Origin of the sequence: Streptomyces sp. NPDC092296, assembly GCF_044755465.1 — a bacterium.
GTDB lineage: Bacteria > Actinomycetota > Actinomycetes > Streptomycetales > Streptomycetaceae > Peterkaempfera.
Genome location: NZ_JBIVRB010000016.1, coordinates 70,460 through 90,769, shown reverse-complemented (window position 1 = coordinate 90,769; position 20,310 = coordinate 70,460). Strand labels below are relative to the sequence as shown.

Annotated in this window: 20 protein-coding genes and 3 pseudogenes; 13 read left to right on the top strand and 10 right to left on the bottom strand. The window is 70.7% G+C overall.

What is annotated here, in order from left to right; translation table 11 throughout:
- The 5 genes from ACIQGZ_RS25550 to ACIQGZ_RS25530 all read right to left on the bottom strand — a co-directional run bounded on the left by ACIQGZ_RS25550 (position 1) and on the right by ACIQGZ_RS25530 (position 5,249).
- Entirely contained in the window at positions 1-828 is an 828-nt protein-coding gene (locus ACIQGZ_RS25550) for an ABC transporter ATP-binding protein (protein ID WP_402605915.1), read from the bottom strand.
- A 28-nt stretch (positions 829-856) separates the two neighbouring features.
- Complete coding sequence (locus ACIQGZ_RS25545) at positions 857-1,921, bottom strand: FecCD family ABC transporter permease (protein WP_402605912.1); 1,065 nt, start codon at positions 1,919-1,921, stop codon at positions 857-859.
- The gene (locus ACIQGZ_RS25540; protein WP_402605910.1) at positions 1,918-3,000 is read right to left on the bottom strand and encodes a FecCD family ABC transporter permease; all 1,083 of its coding nucleotides are present in this window, start codon (positions 2,998-3,000) and stop codon (positions 1,918-1,920) included. Before ACIQGZ_RS25540 ends, ACIQGZ_RS25545 begins: the two co-directional genes overlap by 4 nt.
- A 29-nt stretch (positions 3,001-3,029) precedes the next feature.
- Positions 3,030-4,112 (bottom strand): iron-siderophore ABC transporter substrate-binding protein, encoded by a 1,083-nt coding sequence (locus ACIQGZ_RS25535; protein WP_402605907.1) that lies wholly within the window; start codon positions 4,110-4,112, stop codon positions 3,030-3,032.
- 285 nt (positions 4,113-4,397) lie between these two features.
- Entirely contained in the window at positions 4,398-5,249 is an 852-nt protein-coding gene (locus ACIQGZ_RS25530; RefSeq protein ID WP_402605905.1) for a helix-turn-helix domain-containing protein, read from the bottom strand.
- Between the two features lie 283 nt (positions 5,250-5,532).
- Here ACIQGZ_RS25530 and ACIQGZ_RS25525 point away from each other — a divergent pair, with 283 nt between their 5' ends.
- The 4 genes from ACIQGZ_RS25525 (at position 5,533) to ACIQGZ_RS25510 (ending at position 7,694) form a co-directional block, all read left to right on the top strand.
- The gene (locus ACIQGZ_RS25525; RefSeq protein WP_402605902.1) at positions 5,533-6,462 is read left to right on the top strand and encodes an NAD(P)H-binding protein; all 930 of its coding nucleotides are present in this window, start codon (positions 5,533-5,535) and stop codon (positions 6,460-6,462) included.
- Positions 6,463-6,621: 159 nt separating this feature from the next.
- The gene (locus tag ACIQGZ_RS25520; RefSeq protein WP_402605899.1) at positions 6,622-6,984 is read left to right on the top strand and encodes a DUF2089 domain-containing protein; all 363 of its coding nucleotides are present in this window, start codon (positions 6,622-6,624) and stop codon (positions 6,982-6,984) included.
- The gene (locus tag ACIQGZ_RS25515) at positions 6,981-7,241 is read left to right on the top strand and encodes a hypothetical protein (protein WP_402605897.1); all 261 of its coding nucleotides are present in this window, start codon (positions 6,981-6,983) and stop codon (positions 7,239-7,241) included. The genes ACIQGZ_RS25520 and ACIQGZ_RS25515 overlap by 4 nt, the downstream gene beginning before the upstream one ends.
- Positions 7,242-7,262: 21 nt before the next feature.
- The gene (locus ACIQGZ_RS25510; RefSeq protein ID WP_402605894.1) at positions 7,263-7,694 is read left to right on the top strand and encodes an SHOCT-like domain-containing protein; all 432 of its coding nucleotides are present in this window, start codon (positions 7,263-7,265) and stop codon (positions 7,692-7,694) included.
- A 503-nt stretch (positions 7,695-8,197) separates the two neighbouring features.
- Here the strand turns inward: ACIQGZ_RS25510 and ACIQGZ_RS25505 are convergent.
- Positions 8,198-9,625 carry an oxygenase MpaB family protein gene (locus ACIQGZ_RS25505; RefSeq protein ID WP_402605892.1) on the bottom strand — a complete coding sequence of 476 codons (1,428 nt, stop codon included), beginning with the start codon at positions 9,623-9,625 and terminating at the stop codon, positions 8,198-8,200.
- 349 nt (positions 9,626-9,974) lie between these two features.
- Between ACIQGZ_RS25505 and ACIQGZ_RS25500 the strand changes: the two genes are divergently transcribed.
- The 3 genes and pseudogenes from ACIQGZ_RS25500 to ACIQGZ_RS25490 all read left to right on the top strand — a co-directional run bounded on the left by ACIQGZ_RS25500 (position 9,975) and on the right by ACIQGZ_RS25490 (position 11,422).
- Complete coding sequence (locus ACIQGZ_RS25500; protein WP_402605890.1) at positions 9,975-10,334, top strand: hypothetical protein; 360 nt, start codon at positions 9,975-9,977, stop codon at positions 10,332-10,334.
- 35 nt (positions 10,335-10,369) lie between these two features.
- A pseudogene (locus ACIQGZ_RS25495) lies at positions 10,370-10,527 on the top strand (sulfite oxidase-like oxidoreductase); the annotation flags it as partial.
- 22 nt (positions 10,528-10,549) lie between these two features.
- The gene (locus ACIQGZ_RS25490) at positions 10,550-11,422 is read left to right on the top strand and encodes an alpha/beta fold hydrolase (protein ID WP_402605888.1); all 873 of its coding nucleotides are present in this window, start codon (positions 10,550-10,552) and stop codon (positions 11,420-11,422) included.
- Between the two features lie 236 nt (positions 11,423-11,658).
- Here ACIQGZ_RS25490 and ACIQGZ_RS25485 read toward each other — a convergent pair whose 3' ends face one another.
- Positions 11,659-11,916, bottom strand: a complete 258-nt coding sequence (locus ACIQGZ_RS25485) for a hypothetical protein (protein ID WP_402605886.1) — start codon at positions 11,914-11,916, stop codon at positions 11,659-11,661.
- 344 nt (positions 11,917-12,260) lie between these two features.
- Here ACIQGZ_RS25485 and bla point away from each other — a divergent pair, with 344 nt between their 5' ends.
- Positions 12,261-13,175 carry a class A beta-lactamase gene (gene bla, locus ACIQGZ_RS25480; protein ID WP_402605883.1) on the top strand — a complete coding sequence of 305 codons (915 nt, stop codon included), beginning with the start codon at positions 12,261-12,263 and terminating at the stop codon, positions 13,173-13,175.
- Positions 13,176-13,362: 187 nt separating this feature from the next.
- Here bla and ACIQGZ_RS25475 read toward each other — a convergent pair.
- Together ACIQGZ_RS25475 and ACIQGZ_RS25470 are read right to left on the bottom strand one after the other, a co-directional pair.
- Positions 13,363-13,644, bottom strand: a pseudogene (locus ACIQGZ_RS25475) (transposase); the annotation flags it as partial.
- A 178-nt stretch (positions 13,645-13,822) separates the two neighbouring features.
- Entirely contained in the window at positions 13,823-15,445 is a 1,623-nt protein-coding gene (locus tag ACIQGZ_RS25470) for a BspA family leucine-rich repeat surface protein (RefSeq protein ID WP_402605881.1), read from the bottom strand.
- Between the two features lie 1,047 nt (positions 15,446-16,492).
- Between ACIQGZ_RS25470 and ACIQGZ_RS25465 the strand changes: the two genes are divergently transcribed.
- The 5 genes and pseudogenes from ACIQGZ_RS25465 to ACIQGZ_RS25445 all read left to right on the top strand — a co-directional run.
- Positions 16,493-17,593: a nuclear transport factor 2 family protein gene (locus ACIQGZ_RS25465; RefSeq protein ID WP_402605878.1), complete on the top strand. Its 1,101-nt coding sequence runs from the start codon at positions 16,493-16,495 to the stop codon at positions 17,591-17,593.
- Between the two features lie 88 nt (positions 17,594-17,681).
- Complete coding sequence (locus ACIQGZ_RS25460; protein ID WP_402605876.1) at positions 17,682-17,891, top strand: hypothetical protein; 210 nt, start codon at positions 17,682-17,684, stop codon at positions 17,889-17,891.
- 65 nt (positions 17,892-17,956) lie between these two features.
- Positions 17,957-18,790, top strand: coding sequence for a hypothetical protein (locus ACIQGZ_RS25455; RefSeq protein WP_402605874.1), 834 nt, complete (start codon positions 17,957-17,959; stop codon positions 18,788-18,790).
- Positions 18,791-19,148: 358 nt separating this feature from the next.
- Positions 19,149-19,691, top strand: coding sequence for a hypothetical protein (locus ACIQGZ_RS25450; RefSeq protein WP_402606038.1), 543 nt, complete (start codon positions 19,149-19,151; stop codon positions 19,689-19,691).
- Positions 19,665-19,841, top strand: a pseudogene (locus ACIQGZ_RS25445) (AAA family ATPase); the annotation flags it as partial. The gene ACIQGZ_RS25450 and the pseudogene ACIQGZ_RS25445, both read left to right, overlap by 27 nt.
- A 23-nt stretch (positions 19,842-19,864) precedes the next feature.
- Here ACIQGZ_RS25445 and ACIQGZ_RS25440 read toward each other — a convergent pair.
- Complete coding sequence (locus tag ACIQGZ_RS25440) at positions 19,865-20,182, bottom strand: hypothetical protein (protein WP_402605872.1); 318 nt, start codon at positions 20,180-20,182, stop codon at positions 19,865-19,867.
- Between the last annotated feature and the right edge of the window lie 128 nt (positions 20,183-20,310).

Sequence of the window (20,310 nt, the reverse complement as noted above, 5' to 3'; positions counted from 1 at the left end):
TCACCGGGTGTCCCGCGGCCGGCCCAGGGGGATGACCATGGGGGTTCCGGTGACCGGATCGGGCACGATCCGGCACTCCAGCGCGAACACCTTCCGTACGAGATCGGCGGTCACCACCTCCTGCGGTGTGCCCTCGGCGACGATCCGGCCCTCGTGCATGGCGATCAGATGGGTCGCGTACCGGGCGGCGTGGTTCAGGTCGTGCAGGACCGCGACGAGTGTCCGGCCGGCCCGGTGCAGATCGGTGAACAGCTCCAGCAGGTCGATCTGGTGGGCGATGTCGAGGAACGTGGTCGGCTCGTCCAGCAGCATGATGGGGGTCTGCTGGGCGAGGACCATCGCCACCCAGACCCGTTGGCGCTGTCCGCCGGAGAGTTCGTCGACGTGCCGGCCGGACAGGTCGGTGACGGCGGTGGCGGCCATCGCGTCCAGGACGGCCCGCTCGTCCTGCGCGGTCCACTGGCGCAGCAGCTTCTGGTGCGGGTGGCGGCCCCGGGCGACCAGCTCGGCGACGGTGATCCCGTCGGGCGCCGACGAGGTCTGCGGCAGCAGCCCGAGGCGCCGTGCGACCTCCTTGGCCCGGTAGCTCGCGATCGACCGTCCGTCGAGCACGACCTGTCCGGACGAGGGCGCCACCAGGCGGGACACGGCCCGCAGCAGCGTCGACTTGCCGCAGGCGTTGGGCCCGATGACGACGGTGAAGGACTGGTCCGGAATCCGCACGCTCAGCTGCTCCGAGACCGGTCGGCGGTTGTAGCCGATGGATGCGCCGCGCACCTCCAGGCGCGCTGCGTACGGGGTGAGGGTCTGTTCGGTTGCCGTGGTCACGGGTGCTCCTCGCGGCGTCGGGACGGGGTCATCGGCGGTCGGCGTACTGCCGGGCGAGCAGCCAGGCCAGATAAGCCCCGCCGACGCAGACCGTGACGACGCCCACGGGCAGGTCGGCACGCTGCGCGGCGAAGTCGGCCGCGGCCAGGACGGCGGCGCCGGTCAGCGCCGCGGGGACGAGGCGCAGCGTGGTGGAGCTCCTGGTCAGGCGCTGCGCGATCTGCGGAGCGGCCAGGGAGACGAAGGCGATCGGGCCGACGGCGGCGGTCACCAGCGCGGTGAGCGCGACCCCGACCAGGGTGCCGCCGAGCCGGGCGCGCTGCGCGCTCACGCCGAGGGCGACGGCGGTGTCGTCGCCCATCTCCAGATGGACCAGGGGCCGCACCACCGCCGCCGAGCAGACCAGCAGGACGGCGAAGACGGCGGCGGCGGGCCCCAACTGCTGGAACCCGAGCCCGCTGAGCGAGCCGGCCCCCCAGGTGGCCGCGAGCATCGCCTGCTGCGGGCTGACGGAGAGCAGCATCATCGAGGTGAGGGAGCTCAGGAAGGCACCGACGGCGATGCCGACGATGATCAGCCGGAACGGGTGCAGGCCGTGGCGGTAGGCCAGCAGGTAGACGATGAGCGCCGCGGCCGCGCCGCCGATCAGGGAGCCGGACGCGACGGCGAGGTAGTCGGCGCTGCCGAGCAGCAGCATGACGGTGCTCGCCCCGGCGTAGGAACCGGAGGCGAAGCCGATCACGTCGGGAGAGCCGAGCGGGTTCTTGGTGAGTGACTGGAAGATCGCGCCGCTGATCGCCAGCGCGGCGCCGCAGAGGAGCGCGAACAGCAGCCTCGGCAGCCGCCAGGTCACCACCACCAGCCGGGCCTGGGAGTCGGCGTCCGGGTCGAGCAGGGCGGCGAGGACTTCCGAGGGGGTCAGGTCGATCGACCCGGTGGCGAGCGTGAGGACCCCGAGGACGAGCACGGCGGCGGCGAGGAGGCAGCAGACGGTGATGGTGCGCCGGTCCCCGCGAAGGGCCAGCCCGTACCGGCGCCAGGTCCAGGTGGGCCGTCCGAAGTCGACGCGCTCGGCGGCGGGTTCGGCGGTCACAGTGTGCTCACCTTCCGGCGCCGGACGAGGGCGACGAGGACGGGTGCGCCGACGAGCGCGGTGACGAGTCCGACCCGCAGCTCCCCGGAGGGCAGCACGACGCGTCCGATGATGTCGGCGGCCAGCAGGAAGGCGGGGGCGGCGACGAGCGTGAGGGGCAGGATCCAGTGCTGGTCGGGGCCGACGAACCAGCGCGCGATGTGGGGCACCATCAGGCCGACGAAGGAGATCGGACCGGCGACGGCGACGGCGGTCCCGGCCAGCAGCGTGACGGAGAGGATGACGGTCACCCGGGTGAGCGCGAGGCGGGTCCCCAGGGACCGGGCGATCTCGTCGCCGAGCGCCAGGGCGTTGAGGGAGCCCGCGCTGAGCAGCCCCAGCAGGACACCGACGGCGATGAGCGGCACGGCGACCGGGAGGATGTCCAGGGAGCGCCCGCCGATGGACCCGACCCCCCAGAAGCGCATGATGTCGAAGGTGGTCGTGCTCTTGAGCGCCATGGCGGAGGTGAGACCGCCGCACACGGCGCTGAACGCCACGCCCGCCAGGGTGAGCTTCACCGGGGTGCTTCGGCCGGGGCCGAGCGAACCGAGGGTGTAGACGAGCAGGGTCAGCCCGAAGGCGCCGGCCAGCGCGAACCAGATGAACTGGGAGGCGGCGGTGAACCCGAGCACGGCGACGGCGAAGGTCACGGCGAGGCTCGCGCCCGCGTTGACGCCGAGGATGCCGGGGTCGGCCAGCGGGTTGCGGGTGAAGCCCTGGATCAGGGCTCCGCTCAGGCCCAGGGCGACGCCGACGACGAGGCCGACCACGGTGCGCGGCACCCGCAGTTCGCGTACCAGCACCTGCTCGTCGGAGTCGTCGAAGTGGAAGAGCGCGTCCCAGACCGTGCCGGGCGCGATGGCCCGTGCGCCGACGAGGAGGCTGAGGACGCCCAGGGCGAGCAGGAGTCCGACAGCGGCCAGCAGGACCAGGAGGCGGTACCGGTTGCGCCGGGCCAGGCCCGCACCGTGGTGCGGGCCTGGCAGATCACGCTCTGCGCCGGTGGCGATGCCACCCGGGGGCGATGCGATCGTCATGAGGTTCCTTGGAGAGCTGCGAGCGACGATCAGGAGTCCGCGCCGGTGGCGCCCTTGCCCGCGACGGCGTCGGCGAGCATCGGCACGTACCGTTCCAGGGCCCAGGGGATCGAGAGCACCGACGGCCCGCTGGTCGCCATCCCCAGGGCTTCGTCCTGGACGAAGGCGTAGTGCTTCCCGGCGATCGGCTTCCAGCGTGAGAACACGGGGTCCTTCAGGGAGTACTCGACCTCCTTGGGGCCGTTGGCCCAGGCGACGAAGACGTCCGCCTTGATCGTGTCGAGCTTCTCCAGACTCACTCCGCCGTACCAGTTGGTGCCCTTGGCGGTACCGGCGATCGCGCCCATCGACGGTGTGTTCGTGAATCCCAGCTCGGTCAGGAGCCGGACCCGGGCGTCGTAGTCGAGGTAGAGGCCGACCTCCGTCGCCCCGGGGGTGAGGGCCACCCCGTAGGTGAAGGTCTTGCCGGTGAACTCGGGGTGCTCCCGGACCACCCCGGCCAGTCGGGCCTGCACGTCGGAGACCAGGGCCTCGGCCTTCCTGCTCTCGCCCATCGCCGTGCCGATGGTGCGGGTCATCTCCTGCCAGGTCCCCCCGTCCCACGGCTTCTTCAGATACGGGATGGTGGGCGCGATCTCGGAGAGCCGCTTGTAGTCGACGTCGGAGATACCGGAGTACAGGCCGACGATCAGGTCGGGCCGCAGCGAGAGGATCTGCTCGAAGTCGATCTCGCCCGCGTTGCCGTAGTTCAGGGTCTCGGGGAGCGGCCCGCCGAGCTTCTCCACCGCGCTGCGGAACCACGGGTCGTAGCCGTCCTTGTCACCGCCCCACTGCTCGTCGACGCCGACCGGGACGGTACCCAGCGCGGCGACGACGTCCAGCGACATCCAGCTGACCGCCACGATGCGCTTGGGCTTCTGCTTGATCGTCGTGGTCCCGTGCGCGTGCTTGACGCTCACCGGGAAGTCGGCCTGGGCAGCGGCCGCGCCGGCGCCCGGTGTGGACGGGGTGGCGGACCCGCAGCCCGCCAGGACGAGGACGGCGGCGACCGCCGGCACCAGGACGCGGGCCCAGGCGCCAAGGCCGCGCCTGGCCGGGATGGATGGGGACATGCTTCTCCTCGGATCTGGCACCGTGGGACGGCGCGGCGGCGGATGCGCGGTGCATGCCGCCGCAGTGGTGCGGCACACGGGTGACCGGCCCCGCACAGCTGGCGGGTTAGGTAACCCTTGCCTAAGTTGACCTTAGGGAGGCGTGCCGCCGAGGAGGGTCGCCCACCGGCCAGGGTGCGTCGCGAATCGGCCAGGGGCGCGCCGCGCCCGCCGCCGCCCGGGGTGCGGCGGTCGGCCGCTCACCGCCGGTCAGCCGCTCACCGCCGGTCAGCCGCTCACCGCCGGTCAGCAGGGGGCCGGCGCCGACTGCTTGCGCAGATACTCGGTCGGGCTGGTGCCCGTCACCCGGCGGAAGGCGGCGGAGAACGCGCTCGTCGTGGAGTAGCCGCAGCGGTGCGCGACGAGGTTGACCGGATGCCCCTGCGTCAGCAGTGCCGTCGCCGCCGACATCCGCACCAGCGAGCGCCACCGGGTGAACGACATGCCGAGGTCGCAGCTGAACGCCCGGGTGACCGTGCGCACGCTGAGCGCATGGCGGGCCGCCCACTCCTCCAGCGACCGGTCGTCGTCCGGGTCGCGCATCACGTCATGGGCCAGAGCCTGGATCCGCCGGTCCTCCGGGACGGGGACTTCGATCACGGGGAGCGGGTCCTCCTGGAGCATCTCCAGGATGACGCGCTGGGTCCGCAGGCGGAGGTCGTCGGCCATCGATGTCGCGCCCAGGTGCAGGAGCATCTCCTGGAGGGCGCGCCCCACGCGCATCGGGCGCAAGGTCGACCAGGGCGGCGGGACCGCCGTCCTGGCCACATAGGTGTAGCAGCCGACGCTGCCCGGATCGGGGGAGGAGGCGTGGGGGGTGTCCGGCGGCACCCACATCCCCTGGCCCGGTATCAGGCGCCGCACGGCGGTCCTGGTGTGCAGCGTCATCGAGCCGAGGTGCGGCCAGACGAGGAGCGCGTCCGCGTGGGTGTGCACGCCGAAGTCCACCGAGCCCGTCCGCTCCGATCCGTCGAGGATCGAGGTGGTCAGCAGATAGGGCGAAACCACCGCGGCGCCGCCGACCACCGGCTCGGACCATCGAAGCGCAACCGCCGGAGGCGCCCCACCGCGCTCGCGGCCGGGAGTGATAATCGACATGAAGTTAGGCTAGCCTAACTTCTCTGCGGCCGGTCGTGCCGGCGGCCCGGCCCCCATCCATGCGGCGATGGCCGGCCCGACACCCTCGTCCGCCCGCGCCGCGCGGTGAGCTCCCGATGCCCAGCGCCGTCCTGCCTGCCGACCGGTGCCGACCGCACGGCAGCCGCCAGGGACAGCGCCCGCCGGTCGGCCCCGGTGGGCCTGCCCGCCCGCTTCGGGTCGCTGAGGGCCTGCCGCGTCGGCTCCGGTTGCGCCCTGGGGGTGCCCGCCGCAGGCTGCCCCTATGAACCGCACCCCGGAAGCCAGTGTGCTGCCCATTCTGGTGACGGGCGCGGCGGGCAGCGTCGGTGCCGTCGGACGATCCGTGGTCGAGGGCCTTCGGCGGCGGGGCCTGCCCGTCCGGGCCATGGTGCGTCGCGACGACGAGCGCGCGCGGGCGCTGCGCGCGACCGGCGCCGAGGTCGTCGTCGGGGACCTGACGCGCCCAGGCGATGTCGCCGACGCCCTGGCCGGCTGCGCACGCATGTACTTCGGCATGGGCGTGTCGGCGCAGTATCTGGAGGCTGCCGTGACGGCGGCGGCGGTCGCGCGTGCGTACGGGGGCCTGGAAGCGTTGGTGAACATGTCGCAGCTGACTGTCGCCGAGATGGACCTCACCAGCACCGCCGAGTCCGTGCAGCAGCGGCAGCAGTGGCTGGCGGAGCAGGTCCTCGACTGGTCGGGCCTGCCCGTCGTCCAGGTCAGGCCGACCGTGTTCATGGAGAACCCGCTGTTCCGGGTCGGCTTCTCCTCGATCGCGAAGTACGGGGCCATCAGACTGCCCTTCGGCCAGGCGAAGTCCTCCCCGGTGGCGGCCGGCGACGTCGCCGCGGTCGTGGAGGAGATCCTGGCCGACCCGGCCCCGCACCTCGGCAGGGTCTATGAGCTGACCGGCCCGCGCTCGGAGGACATCGCCGCCATGGCGGCGGAGGTCTCCGCAGCCCTGGGCCGACCGGTCAGGTACGCCGACATCCCGCTGCGGGAGTGGATCGACGGCGACCTCAGGCCGCTGGGGCTGCCCGACCATGTCTTCCAGCACATCTCCACCATGGCCCGCCTTCATGCGGAGAACCGATACGACCGCAAGGCGGAAGGAGTCGAGCAGGTCACCGGGCGGCCTCCGGTCGGGGTGGCCGAGTACGTCCGTGGCCACCCCGGCCTCTTCGCCCCCTGAAGCCCCTCTCGCGAGGAGGCCGGGGCCGTCCAGCCCGTCCACCTCCCGTCCAGTCTATTGAAGTCTGGGTTGAGAAAATCAACTTATGCTCATTGACTCCTTAAAAAACTCAAGGTACACATGAGAGTGGACGCGTTGCCGAGAGTACGGGAGCCAAGGGTGGACTGGGAGGAACTGACGGACCTGACGCGTGGACGGCCGTTTGTGGTCGAGCGGGTCCGTCTCGCGGGCAGCGATGTCGCGATCGAGGGGCGGTTCGAGCCGCCGCAGCTGGCTCAGCTCAGCATCGACGACCAGGTGTTCGTTGCCGCGTTCGTACGGTCGCACGGTTCGATCAAGGAGATGGAGCGGATCTTCGGGGTGAGCTATCCGACGGTCAAGTCCCGGCTGAAACGGATCGCCGAGCACCTCGACTTCGTCGACACCGACCCGGCACCCACCGGCGCCGACGTCGTCGAGCGCCTGCGGCGGGGGGAGATCAGCATCCAGGAGGCGCTGGCCGAGCTGGAGAGGTCCCAATGATCCCGCAGCTGGTGACGGTGCGCTATCGCCGTTCCGACGGCCGCAGACGGCGGCTGTACGTCCCTGTCCTGCCGGTCCTGCTGGTGCTGTCACCGCTGCTGCTGATCGCCGTGCCGGCCGGACTGGCCGTATGCCTCGCCACCGGGGTGAGCCCGCTGGGCGCGCTGCGCGGCACCGGGCAACTGCTGTGGGCGCTGCCCGGCACCCGGTTCGAGATCGAGCAGGGCCGTGCGGCCGTACTGGTAAGCGTCAGATAACTCAGTGGAGAAGGAGCAACGATGAACGAGCAGCGCCGCCAGGTCCTGGAGATGCTGGCGGAGGGCAAGATCACTGCGGACGAGGCCGAGCGGCTGATCGGCGCCCTCGAACGGCAGCAGCCCGACTCGGCGCCGCGAGCCGCGTCCCGCCCGAAGCCCCGGCCCAAGTACCTGCGCCTGGTGGTCAACGCGGTGGACGGCTCCGACGGCGACGGGCCAAGCCGGGTCAACGTCCAGATCCCGCTCCAGCTGCTGCGCGCCGGGGTCCGACTCGCCAGCCTGATCCCGCCGCAGGCGCTCACCAAGGTCAACGCGGAGCTGAACAGGTCAGGGGTACCGATCGACCTCACCGAACTCAAGCCGCAGCACATCGAGGAGCTCATCGAGCAGCTCGACGAGGTCATCATCGACGTCGACGACCACGACGCCAAGGTCAAGGTGTTCTGCGAGTGACACCGCCACGGCGCCCGCCAGGACCACAGGGCCAGTCGGGCGTCCGGCCGGGCGGCGCACGCGGGCGTTCAGCCACTGGCGCTACACGTTCGCCGCTCCGCCGCCACCAGCGACTATGTCGCTGTCCGCTGACCGGCCACCCCCGAATCCGCCTGTTGCCCCAAGCCATGGTGGGCGCGTCCTGCCCGGTGAAGGGCCTGCGAGGACGATCCCAACCACCACGCCCATCCCCAGACCCATCCCTGGGTGTGCCCAGGCAGTTCGGCCTGTTCTGGATCGCCACCTTCTGCTTCCTGCCCCCGCATCAGCAGCGGGTCCTCGGCCACGCCCCTGGCCGTCGGCGTCGCCCAACTGCCGTCGGCTGCCGTACCGGTGGTCGACCCGGTCGACGGCGGTACGGGGCCTCGGGTGGCCGCGACACGCGGCCGCCCGAGGCCGGTCCATGGTGAGGGCACCGCCGTCGCGCACGGGCAAGCCGCCGACGCGCGGGTCCGCTGGCGGCCCTACGGCCGACCGAGCAGGTAGCTGCCTGCGGCAGTATCGGTGCGGGCGGTGAAGAAGTCGGTGAAGGCACGGACGAACTCCTCCAAGGTGATCCGGCCGTCACCGTCGACGTCCAGTTGGCGGAAGCCGTGGTTGACCTCGGCGGGATGGACTCGGGAGCCGCCGAAGACGGCGCGGTACTCGTCGGCGCAGAGGTGGCCGTCACCGTCGGTGTCCGCGGCGTGGAAGAAGGCGCGCAGGGCGATGTGCAGACCCCTGTCGAGATAGTCGGGGTCGCGGTCGACACCGGCGAGCATGGCCTGCACGAATTCGGCACGGCTGACATGTCCGTCGTGGTCGGTGTCCATGGCGGCGCGGATGTGCTGCCACCAGGTGTCGAAGGCGGCGTACACCTCGGCCTCCCGCTCGGCGGGGAGCTCCAGCGGCCAGCAGATGTTGTGTGCCATGGCCTGGAGGTCCGAGGCGTCGATGTAACCGTCTCCGGTCTGGTCGAGGACCTGCCGGAAGAACGCGTCCAGCCGTGCCCGGCGGGCGTCGGGCCGGCCGGGGAGCCGGGGCCGGGGGATGCGCCTGGCGGCCGGAGTGGTGCTCTCGGCGGCGGGGGGCGTGACCGGTGCCGTGCCGGTGGGAGGGGTGCGGTAACGCAGGCGGTCCGGCAGCCGGGTCATCGTCTGGCGCATGCCGTGGTGGAGGGCCCAGGACAGCAGGGCGGCGCTACGGGTACGAGGGATGCCGAACCGTTCGCGGAAGGCGGGCGGCAGGTCGGCGACGGTCAGCGCCAGCATCGTGCGCGCGATCAGGGCACGCAAGAGCGGCCACAGGGGCCCCACACGCCGCAGCCTGCGGGGGCGGGGAGCCTGGCGCAGCATCTCGAACAGCAGGTAGCGCACTTCCGGCCCGTACTCCAGCCGCTCGCGGATGGTGCGTTCCACGTACCCCGGCACGTCCGCGGCGGTCGGCGGGAGGACGCCGTCGGGCAGGGAGAACTCGGCGCAGACCGCGCGGAACTCACCGTAGAGCCGGTCGAGTTCGCCGGGCGTGAAAGGGTCGCCGGACAGTTCACGCATCGCCGTGATCGACTCGTAGAGCGTCACCAGCACCCAGGCCCGCACCTCGGGGTCCTCCGCCGTGAACGGAGCGCCCTGCCGGTCGGTGCCGCGGATGCGGCGGTGGGTGCGTTCCAGCCGGGCGACCTCGCGGCGCAGGCCGTCGCGGTCGGAGAAGAACAGGCGCCTGCCGCTGTCCATGGTGTGCTCGACGCGTCGCCACGGGTGGGCGCGATAGGTGGAGTACCGGGCCATGCCTGCGGCGACGACGGGATGCGCCGTCTGTAGCACCAACAGCCGCCAGGCCACCAGGGCGATGCGCCATTCGCCGAGGTTGCGGCGCAGGAGCGAGTCGGGGCCGGCGGAACTGGAACTGGTCATGGAGCCCTCCTGGAAGTCACCGCAGCCCGCTGCCGGCCCCCGGTGTCCGCGAGCAGAGTTTCGAGCGGTGTCTCCAGTAGCGCTCACGGCCGCCGCCCACAGGCCCGATCAGCCGCCAAACCACTCTTTCAGGTGGGGTCGTGGGCATCGCGAGGGTCATGAGGATCTGGTCCGCCGGAGGGGGTCGCCGCGCACCCGACGGCATGTGGCACCGGCGACGGAACCGGTTCGCTGGGAGTGCGCGCAGGGCGAACTCGCACGTGCCCGGCCAGGCGTTGTCATACCTGCCTTGTAGCGTCCAGCTCGGAGTCAGGTTCATGCTCTGCCTGCGGCTGACGGAGGGGGGACGATGAGTACGACAGGCGAGCCCGTGGTGGTGGTGTCCCGGCGCATCGGGGCACCGGCGGCGGGCATCTTCCGGAACCTGGCCGACCCCGGACGGCACCCGGACCTCGACGGCTCGGGGATGCTGCGCGGTAGCGTCTTTGACGCCGTGGTCTCGGGTGTCGGGGACGTCTTCGTGATGCGGATGCACAACGAGCGCTACGGCGACTACGAGATGAACAACCACGTCATCGCGTACGAGCCGGACCGCCGCATCGGCTGGGAGCCGAGGCCCGGTCGTGGCCAACACAGCGGTCACGTGGACGCGGTGCGCGAACTGATCGACGGCACCACCTGGCTCGGCGGCAACCCCTACGTCGGCTAGTGCCGTGACCGGATCAGCTTCGCCAGATGTCCAGGCCGCACCTGTACGCAGGGAAGGGCCCCGAATGGCTGCGCGCGGTGGAGTATATGGCGCCGACCGGCGAGGCTTCTGGGAGGAGCGCGGCCACCACAACCTCGGTGACCCCTGGCAGGAGCCGCGCTACTCCTACCGGGAGCGCCCGGGGGAGGCCCCGAGCTGTAACCGCGAGGTGAGAGATGACCTTTACCGTTCACCACCGCAGCGCGACCGTCGACGGCCTGGAGGTCTTCTACCGGGAGGCCGGCCCGAGCGAGGCACCGGCCGTCGTGCTGCTGCACGGCTTCCCGGCCAGCTCCCACATGTTCCGCCACCTCATCCCGGCCCTGGCCGACCGCTACCACGTCATCGCCCCGGACCACATCGGCTTCGGCTGCTCCGCGATGCCGACCCTGGACGACTTCGCCTACACCTTCGAGGCACTCTCCGAGGTCACCGCAGGGCTCCTGGAGCGGCTCGGCGTCGGGAGATTCGCGATGTACGTCCAGGACTACGGTGCCCCCATCGGGTGGCGGCTGGCCGTCCGCTCGCCGGAGAAGGTCACCGCGATCGTCACTCAGAGCGGCAACGGCTACACGGAGGGGTTCGTCAGGTCCTTCTGGGACGGCCTCTTCGCCTATGCCGCAGCCCCCGGACCCGACACCGAACCAGCAGTCCGCGCCGCCCTCACCCTGGACGCCACCCGCTGGCAGTACTGCAACGGCGTCCCCGACCCCAGCCTGGTCAGCCCCGACACCTGGACCCACGACCAGGCCCTGCTCGACCGCTCGGGCAACGACGTGATCCAGCTGAAGCTCTTCCGCGACTACCCGGCCAACGTCGACTTCTACCCCAGGCTCCACGAGTACTTTCGCGCCAGCCAGGTCCCCCTGCTGGCGGTCTGGGGAGCGGGCGACGAGATTTTCGGCCCCGACGGCGCCCGTGCCTTCCAGCGCGACCTTCCCGAGGCCGAGGTCCACCTCCTCGACTCCGGCCACTTCGCGCTGGAGAGCCACCTTGACACCATCTCCGGCTATATGCGCGGCTTCCTCGGCCGGGTCCTCACCCGCTGATCCCGCGCTCGCCGGCCCGGTTCCGCCGGGCGACCCTCACCAACGAGGTCCAGGCCGCCCGCCCGCTGGACACACACCGCCTGGCGGACACCCCCGGGCGCACAGCGCCGCCTGCACGAGGCGCTGTCCTTGCCACTCCGGCCCCGGACACCGGTGAGCCCGCCGTCCCACGAGCGGGACGGCGGGCTCACCGACGGTTCAGACCCATCCAGCCACAGGTCCGGGCGGGCAGTGGTTCAGGCCTTGACGCTGCCCCGGTAACCGACCGGGCCCTCGTCGGGGAACTGGGCGGTCCCCTGGAAGGTGCCGCCGTCGAAGAAGGTGATGTTGGCGTTGCCCTCGGGGCTGTTCCAGCTGACCGAGGTGCCGGGCGCCGGAGTGCCGTCGGCGGGCACGACCGCGCTGCGGTTGGCGATGCTGAGGGAGAGGTCCTTGTCGGCGTGCCAGTCCCCCTCGGGGCCGCCCCACTGGATCTCGGTGTTGTACGTAGCCATGGTCTTCCCTTCCTCGGCCATGGCGCGCCCGCGCAGGGTGCGGGGCGGCCGTTGCGTAGCCATGGTCTGCCACGGCCGCCCGTCCGCTCTCCCGCCACTGCGGCAGCGGTGCGGAACCATCCTTTCGGCCGTACCCGCACCGGAGGCGTGCCGCGCACGGCCCTCCCGGCGCTGCCAGCCCGCCCCAGTCGCCACCGGCCCCGGCCCCGCCCGGTGGAGGCCGTCGCCCTTGAGGGTCGGTGGTGCCGGTCCGGTGGGTAGGGCTGGCGCTGTCGTGGGATGAATGGGTTGGGACAGCCTGACAGTGATGACCGTCGTGCCCGGTGGCCGCATGAGCAGAGGGGATGGTCATGGAAGTGCGTCCGAGTCGGCGTGGGGTTCTTACCGGGGCTGCCGCCACGGCCCTTGCCGTTGTTCTCCCGGCCGGGGGGAGGGCGTTCGCGCGGGGCGCGGCCGACGAGGGGATCACGGGGCAGCTGCGGGCTCTTGAGCAGGCGCATGCTGCGCGGCTGGGGGTTTTCGCATGCGACATGGTGACGGGCAGGACCGTGCTGCACCGCGCGGACGAGCTGTTCCCGATGTGCTCGACGTTCAAGACGATCGCCGTGGCCGCTGTCCTGAGGGACCTCGACCGGGACGGCGAGTTCCTCGTCAAGCGCATCCGGTACACCGAGGAGGACGTCACGGAGTCGGGCTACGCGCCGATCACGGGCCTGCCCGAGAACCTCGCGGGCGGCATGACCGTCGCGGGCCTGTGCGCCGCCGCCATCGACTACAGCGACAACGGGGCGGCGAAACTTCTGCTGCGCGAACTCGGCGGCCCGAGTGCGGTCACCCGCTTCTGTCGTTCCACCGGAGACGAGGTGACCCGGCTCGACCGGTGGGAGCCCGAGCTGAACTCGGCGGAGCCGGGACGCGTGACCGACACCTCGAGCCCCCGCGCGATCGGCCGGACCTACGCCCGGCTCGTGCTGGGAGACGTCCTCGAAGCGCGGGACCGCGAGCGGCTGACCGGTTGGCTGCTCGCCGACACGACCAGCGGCAACCGCTTCCGCGCGGGACTGCCCAAGGGCTGGACCGTCGCGGACAAGACCGGTACCGGCGGCTACGGCACCGCCAACGATGTGGGGATCACCTGGCCGCCTGGCCGGGGACCGATCGTGATGGCGGTTCTGTCCACCCGACACGATACCGACGCAGCTGCGGACGAACCGTTGGTCGCCGATGCCGCGGCGTTGCTGGCAGCAGCACTGGCCTGACCACTGGCAGCCCTGCACTGCAACGCTCGGTGCCGGGGTTGACGGGAGGCCGGGTCGCCCAGCCGCCGCCGGTACGGGAGGCGTCTCCGGGCGCCGGGTCCTGGGACCGGGCGGCCCGCTCAGGCGACGGTCTGCAACGACGACGCGCGGGCGGCCCGGTGCGGCTCATGGGTGTGCGGGTCGCCCACCGGGCCGTGAAGCCCCGCACGGTCCGCCAGGGCGGGAAGTCCCTCGGCAGAGCGCGCCACTCGCTGCCGGCGTCGACGACATACCGGATGGCGTCGGCAGTCTCGCGGCGCGGGTGCTTCTCGGGTCGGCCGCCGGTCGGACTCTCGCAGCCGGGGGTCGGCAGTAGCGGTTCGGTCAGCGCCCCTCGCGTTCGAGGTGCGCGAGGGGTAGCAGCTGCGGCGGCCGCCCCGGCACCGCCCGGCGGCCCCGGGGCGGCCGACAGCTCCGTCGGGGTGGACACCGCTCGGGTGGGGGCGGTGGCCGTCCGCAGCCTGGCCGAAGCCCTGCCGGGCCGTCATGCGAAAGGGCGGTCCGCCGGCAGGTGGCGGACCGCCCCCGGGCGTTTGGCGGCTACGGCCTCCGCATGCCCGATGTGTGTGGCCTTGCGGCCTGATCCCGGTCGGATGACCGGGCCGGTGTCACGAGAAGCGCGGCTTGCTCGCGTCCTGCCAGGAGGTGGCACCCGTGTCGAAGTTTGCCCTGACCACAACCGCTCCGACGTTCCAGCCGCTCAGGTCCTGATCGAACGAGGAGGCGTTGGAGAACGTGGTGTTCATGTCCGTCACGCGGGAGGTCTTCCACCCGCCGATGGGCTGGTTGAAGGCCAGGGCCCTGGAGAACGTCGCACTCAGGGTGGTCACGTGGGAGGTGTCCCAGTCACCGATGGGCTGGTTGAACGACGAGGCACTGTAGAACGTGCTGTCCAGGTTGGTCACCTGCGAGGTGTTCCACCCGCCGATCGGCTGGTCGAACGCGGTGGCCGTGGCGAAGGTGCCGCTCAGGCTGGTCACCTGGGAGGTGTTCCAGCCGCTGATCGGCTGGTTGAACGACGAGGCTCCGTAGAACAGGGAGGCCATGGTCGTCACGTGGGAGGTGTTCCACCCGCCGATGGGCTGGTTGAACGACGAGGCACTGTAGAACGTGCTGTCCAGGTTGGTCACCCGGGAGGTGTTCCACCCGCCGATCGGCTGGTTGAACGACGAGGCCCAGCGGAACGTGCCCTGGAGGGTGGTCACCTGGGAGGTGTCCCAGCCGCTGATGTCGCCGTTGAACGAGTCGGCGCCGCTGAAGGTGTAGGCGAGCGTGGTCACACCGGGCGGGGGCGTCGCCACCGAGGTGAGGTTGGAGGCGTCCTGGAAGGCCCCGCTGAGGTCGGTCGTGCCGGTCCCGGCGTCCCAGCGGTCCACCTGGGTCAGGCAGTCCGCGCCGGAGGCCAGCGCGTGCAGGGCCGGGATGGTGCCGGTCAGGGTCACCTCGTGGACGCCCTCGGTGGTGAAGGTGCGTGTCGGGGCGTCGGACAGGGCGACCGGGGCCTGGCCGTCACCCCAGGAGATGGTTCCGTCGGCGCCGGGCGTCGACAGCGTGACCGGGTCCTCGATGTCGCAGTACGCGGCGGAGGTGTCGAAGACGAGGCGCAGCGTCGGGGGCTCGGACGACGGCTCCGGGGTGGGGGTCTGCGACGACGGCTCCGGCGTCGGGGTGGACGTGGGCTTGGGGGTCGGAGTCGGGGTGGGCTTCGGGGTGGGAGTGGGCTTGGGGGTCGGGGTGGGCTTGGGGGTCGGGGTGGGCTTCGGAGTCGGCTTCGGGACGGTGACGGTGAAGGAGGACGACGCCTTCGCCAGGGCCCACGTCGCCTTCTGCGACAGGACCCGGTACGTCCCGGCGGCCTTCGGCGTGGTGTAGGAAACGGTCTGCGACCGGCCGGTCGTCTTTACGGCCACCGTGGCGACAGCCTTCCAGGAGGCGCCCGACTTGACCTGGAGGGCCACCTTCTGCCCGAAGACCGGCGAAACCGCCACCGAGACCTTCTTGGCGCTCACGGCGGGCTTGGACACCTTCACCGCCGACGCCACGACCTTGGTGGTCCTGGCCGCCGTGACGGTGGCGCCCTTACGCCGGAGCACCTGGTACTGCATCTTGTACTTGCCCGGCTTCGCCACGAGCTTGCCCGGCACGAGGGAGGCACAGGCGCTGCCGTTCTTCGGCTTCGCCGAAGTGGCCTTCCATGCCTTGCCCACCAGGACCCGCGCCCGGATCGTCACGGCGTCACGGATGTTCGTCGGACACACCTTGACGGCCTGAGTCCGGCTCAGGGAGCTCCCCGAAGGCGACACCCGCACGCCGGGTTTGGCTGACACGGCCTGCGCCGGTATCGCCGTGCCCACCAGACCGAGTACCACGGCGATCACCACCGCAGCGCCGCTTCCCACAGACTGTCTTCGCATAAACCGGTCTCCAACACAGAGGGACAGAGTGACCGGATTTGATCACCTGGTCGGAGAACCGTACTGGCCATCAGCCTCGCAAAACACCCCCTTCGGCATCCCATACACAGCAGCGACGCCGGATACATCCGGATTGCAACCGATCCGTACCGCGCTGCCGCCCGAAATCGCCCTGGCCCACGAAACCTTGCACCGCAACATCCGCTCACCGACTGGTCACATCAGGCCACCAGACCGGGCCGCGGCACCGGGGTCGTCTTCCGGCCAGGGCCGCCGCCACCAGGGCTGGCACCGGCCCGTCACCCGCACCATGGCCGCCCACGCCCACCTCGCGGTCTCGTCCTCGCCCCGGACAGCGGGCTGGGCTACGGCGGTGCGGTGTTCTCGCTGCTGCACCGAGCATCCCTACCGCCAGGCGCCTCACTGTCGGCCGGCGGCGTGCGGTGCTGCGCCGTGGAGCCGAGCCACCGATCAGACCACGCGCGGGCGCGGTGGAGCAGTACGCCCCCGACCCGGGCGCACCGGCCCTGCTGTACGTACCGAAGCACCTGGTACACGGCGCGGTGCAGATCGGCATCACCGGCCTGTGGACGCGCGAAGACCGCGTAGCCGGCTTCTGCGGTATGGGCTGGTCCGTCGCCGGAACCACGCCATTCCGGACCAGCGAAGCGACGTACCGAGCCGAGCAGCCGGTACTCAGCCCACTCCGTACCAGGGGTCCGGCCGTCTCCCGCTCGCTTCTGTGCCCCTACCCGTTACGACAAGACAGCGCACCGGGCTGTGCGGCCGACGCGCCGCCTCACATTCCGAAGGGCTGCGTTGTCGTACCGGTGAGGACGGCGACAAGACGGACAGGGGACTCCGATGAACGACTTCCAGGCCATCGCGGACCGCGTCGAGATCGAGGCACTGCGCGGCGAGTTCACCGACGCGGCGATGATGCGCGACCGACCCCGCCTGGCATCGCTGTTCACACCGGACGGTGCCCTGCGCATGCCCGACATCCCCGCCGAGCAGGTCGGCCGGGAGGAGATCCGTGCCGGGGGCGAGCGGCTGCAGAGCCAGTGGGACTTCTTCGTACAGACCACACACCCTGGCACCATCCTGCTCGACGGCGACACCGCGACCGGCCGCGCCTACATCCAGGAAATCGCACGCACCCGCGACGGGCGTCAGGGCCTGAACTACGCCGTCTACCACGACCGCTACCAGCGCACCGCGGAGGGCTGGAAGTTCGCCGAGCGGGTGTACGAGGTCAGGTACCTCGACACCTCCCCGTTGGCGGGCACGGCGCCCCACCCGGCCCAGGGCTCCGCGATCCACCCGGCCGACGCCACGGCCACCCCGGCGTCGGCCGCATCCTTCGCCGACCCGGCATCGGCCGAACGGCTGGAGCGGACAGCCGCCGCGCTGCGTGCCAACGGCTTCGCCGCCGAGATCCTCGACGACGCCGCAGCCGCGCGCGCCCGGGTCAGGGACCTGGTCCCCGAGGGCGCCGGCGTGCTCACCGGGGCCAGCGAGACCCTCCGGCTGTCCGGCATCGACGAGGACATCAATGTCGGCGGCCGGTACGACGCCGTCAGGCCGCGCGTCCTGGCTATCGACCGTGCCACCGGCGCCGACGAGATCCGAAGGCTGGTCACCGGCCCCGATTTCGTCGTCAACAGCGTCGCCGCGGTCACCGAGACCGGCTCGCTCGTTCTTGCCTCGGGCAGCGGCAGCCAACTCCCCGCCAACGCGGGCGGCGCCGCCCACGCAGTATGGATCGTCGGCGCGCAGAAGGTGGTGCCTGACCTGAGCACAGCACTGCGCCGCGTCGAGGAGCACGCCCTCCCGCTGGAGAACGCCCGCGCCCAAGCGGTGTACGGGATGCCCAGCGCCGTCAACCGCCTGCTCATCCTCAACGCGGAGCCCCACCCAGGGCGCGGCACCGTGCTGCTGCTCCGAGAGGCCATCGGATACTGACCTGACCCGAGGACCGTCCGACGGGGCCATCGGATATCTTGCCGTCATATCCCTTACTCCCGATGATGAGATCCGCAGCCGTGAGGAAATGGTCGTCTTCGTTCACAAGTTGCACCAGGACTTCCTGCGGCAAGGCGATGCGTGGGAGAACAACACACTCGGCAGCTTCCTCGAAGCCCTCGCCGCGTGGGTGGACGATTCCCCGGGCTGGTATCAGAACTTCGGCAAAGAGCTTCCAACAGGCGGTGACTGGACCTTCATCGCCCGTGCACTCCAAGCGGCCAAGATCTACGAGTAGTCCATGGCCAGACTCCCGTCGGCCTAGCTCGCGCCAACTACAGGCCTCATGTCCCTCACGTTCCCATGACGCTTGCGGCGTACCTGCTGCTCCGCGAAGCCATCGGCATCGACCTCGATGAGGCGAACACTCAGCAGTACGCGCAGTGGAGCCGCAACCACGTCCAGCCCTACCTGCCCGACCTCACCTTCACCACCCTCGCCTCGCCCGACGGCGTCCGCAGCTTCCGGGGCATCGACATCCCCGCCAGCGCTATGGCCGCCACCACGTCTATGGAGCCGCCGCCAAGGACAAGGACCAGCAGGCCGCCGCCGTTCCGTACCGCCGAACCGGCGCCAATGACCCTGGTCATCACCGAGCACGGCGGCTTCAGGACCATCCCCGACCAGGGCCGCCGGCCGTGCCGTATCCAGCCCGTGACCGCCCTGGCGAGCCCCGCCGATGAGGATGACCTGCTGCGCGAGACCGCCCAGGCAGCCTTCACCGACCTCGTGCACCAGTTCGGCATCACCGCCTACCTCCAGCCCGGCCGGCCATCCTGTCAGGACTCCGGTACTCCAGGTTGCACCTCGCCCGGGGCCGGAACGGTCGCGGGCGACGTCCCCACCGACGCGTTCGGCTGGCTCGGCAGCAAGCAGCGCTCCAGTGAGACCCCCAGCGGCCTCAGCCTCATGGGGGCCGCCTCTACGACCCCGCCACCGGACGCTTCCTCACCACCGGCCCCGGCCCCGGCGGCAACGCCCACGAGTACTGCAAGGCCGGTCCCGTCAACTGCTACGACCTGGACGGTAGGTTCGGCTGCGCGGTCTGCGCGGGGGCGTCGGCCGCCATCAGTCTGGGGATCGCCGCTCACGACTGGAAGCAGGGAAACCGCCGCGAAGCCGTCATCGGCGGTCTGACAGCGGTCACCTGGGCGGCGGGCGCCTCGCTTCGCTCCGGCACGTCCGCTGTGAGGGCTATCCCGAAGAGGTTCCCCAAGGGGGTCCGGAATCTGGGGCTCAAGAACAAGAGGCTGAGGAGCAAGGCGGCGAAGCAGGCGCGCAGATACGGTACGACTGCGCAACGGGTCAACCGAGTGGATTTCTCTTACGGAGGATACGTGGCCGCGCGCAGTATCCATGGTGAGTACAGTTCCTGGCGTAATCGCCGCTTCCAGCGGACGGCCGCCCGTCCCGAGCCCCGGCTCGGGACGGGCGGACGGCCGCCTCGACCGCGCCAGAGCCCGCGAGACGTCCCTTCACAGAGAGCAGCAGAGTGATGCAGAACAGTGCCAAACCCGGCCTTGTCGACCGCTGGTTCGGTGGGCTCGAAGCGGCGCCGATCCGCCTTGGCCAAATACTTTACCGACTTGTTCTTCGACGCTCCAAAAAAGGCAGGGGGTCGGCGGACTACCAAGCTGATATTGCCGAATGGATGCGCCGAGGCCAGCAGGGAGAGTGCTCTCCTGCCGAGGCCGAGGGAATCTTCGGCCTCGCTGCGGCCCACTGGGCGTTCCTGGCCGGGATGGGAGTTGTTGCGGGAATGGCCCTGGACTACTTCCTGGGTGTGCCGTTCGATCTGGTACTGGCCGTTTCCCTGTCCGTCTTCCCGGCTTTTGCTCTGGCATCGGGTGCTGATGCGCTGAGATCTCATCAACTGGCGGCTAGAACAACTGCGCCGAGGAGGGGGCGATCAGATGATGGGGTCACGTACACGCCCATCAGGAACAGGTGGGCTGTCTTCGCTGCCGCGTCAATCCTCCTGGCCTCCGTGTGGGTCGCGGTCTTCTCCGCAAGCGTGGCGATCGTCTCGAATGAATAGTTCTCCGGCTGGACGAAGACGTTCACCGGCCCTCGTCTCTGCGCTGCCATCGTCGACTGCACCTTCAGCGGAGACATCATCGAGACCGGGACCGGCTCCTACCGCCTCGCCGCCACCCGAGCCCGCGCCGAACAGCAAGCCGTCGGCTGATCCACTGCCCGCACCACTTGGCGCTACCCGGTGTCGGCGTTCCCGATTTCGACTGCCATCGCGGCCATCTCCCGCAAGCGCTCGTAGTAATCGATCGCGCCGCCCTCATCATCGATCGACGGCAGGACCTTCTCAACGGCCGGGAGGCACACGAGCAGGATTTTGTGGCGCCTCTCATCAAGGGGCCCCGACAGCGACGAGGAGACACAGCCGGCGATGCCCGCGTCCAGCAACGCCATGTCTTCACCCTCGATCTCTCGACCGCGAAGGTGTGATGGGAACGGCGCGCGTATGTGCTCTTCCCACAGTCGTGAGAGCAGGCCCAGTTCGGGTTCGGTCATGTTCGCGATCATGCCCTGCCGATCAGGCTTTGCGGATGAGAGCTCCCGCAGAGCCATCGGATGACCGCTCGATCGACTTCCTCGGCCACGGCTACGTCCAGGAAGCCTGCCGACGCGCTGGTCTGCCA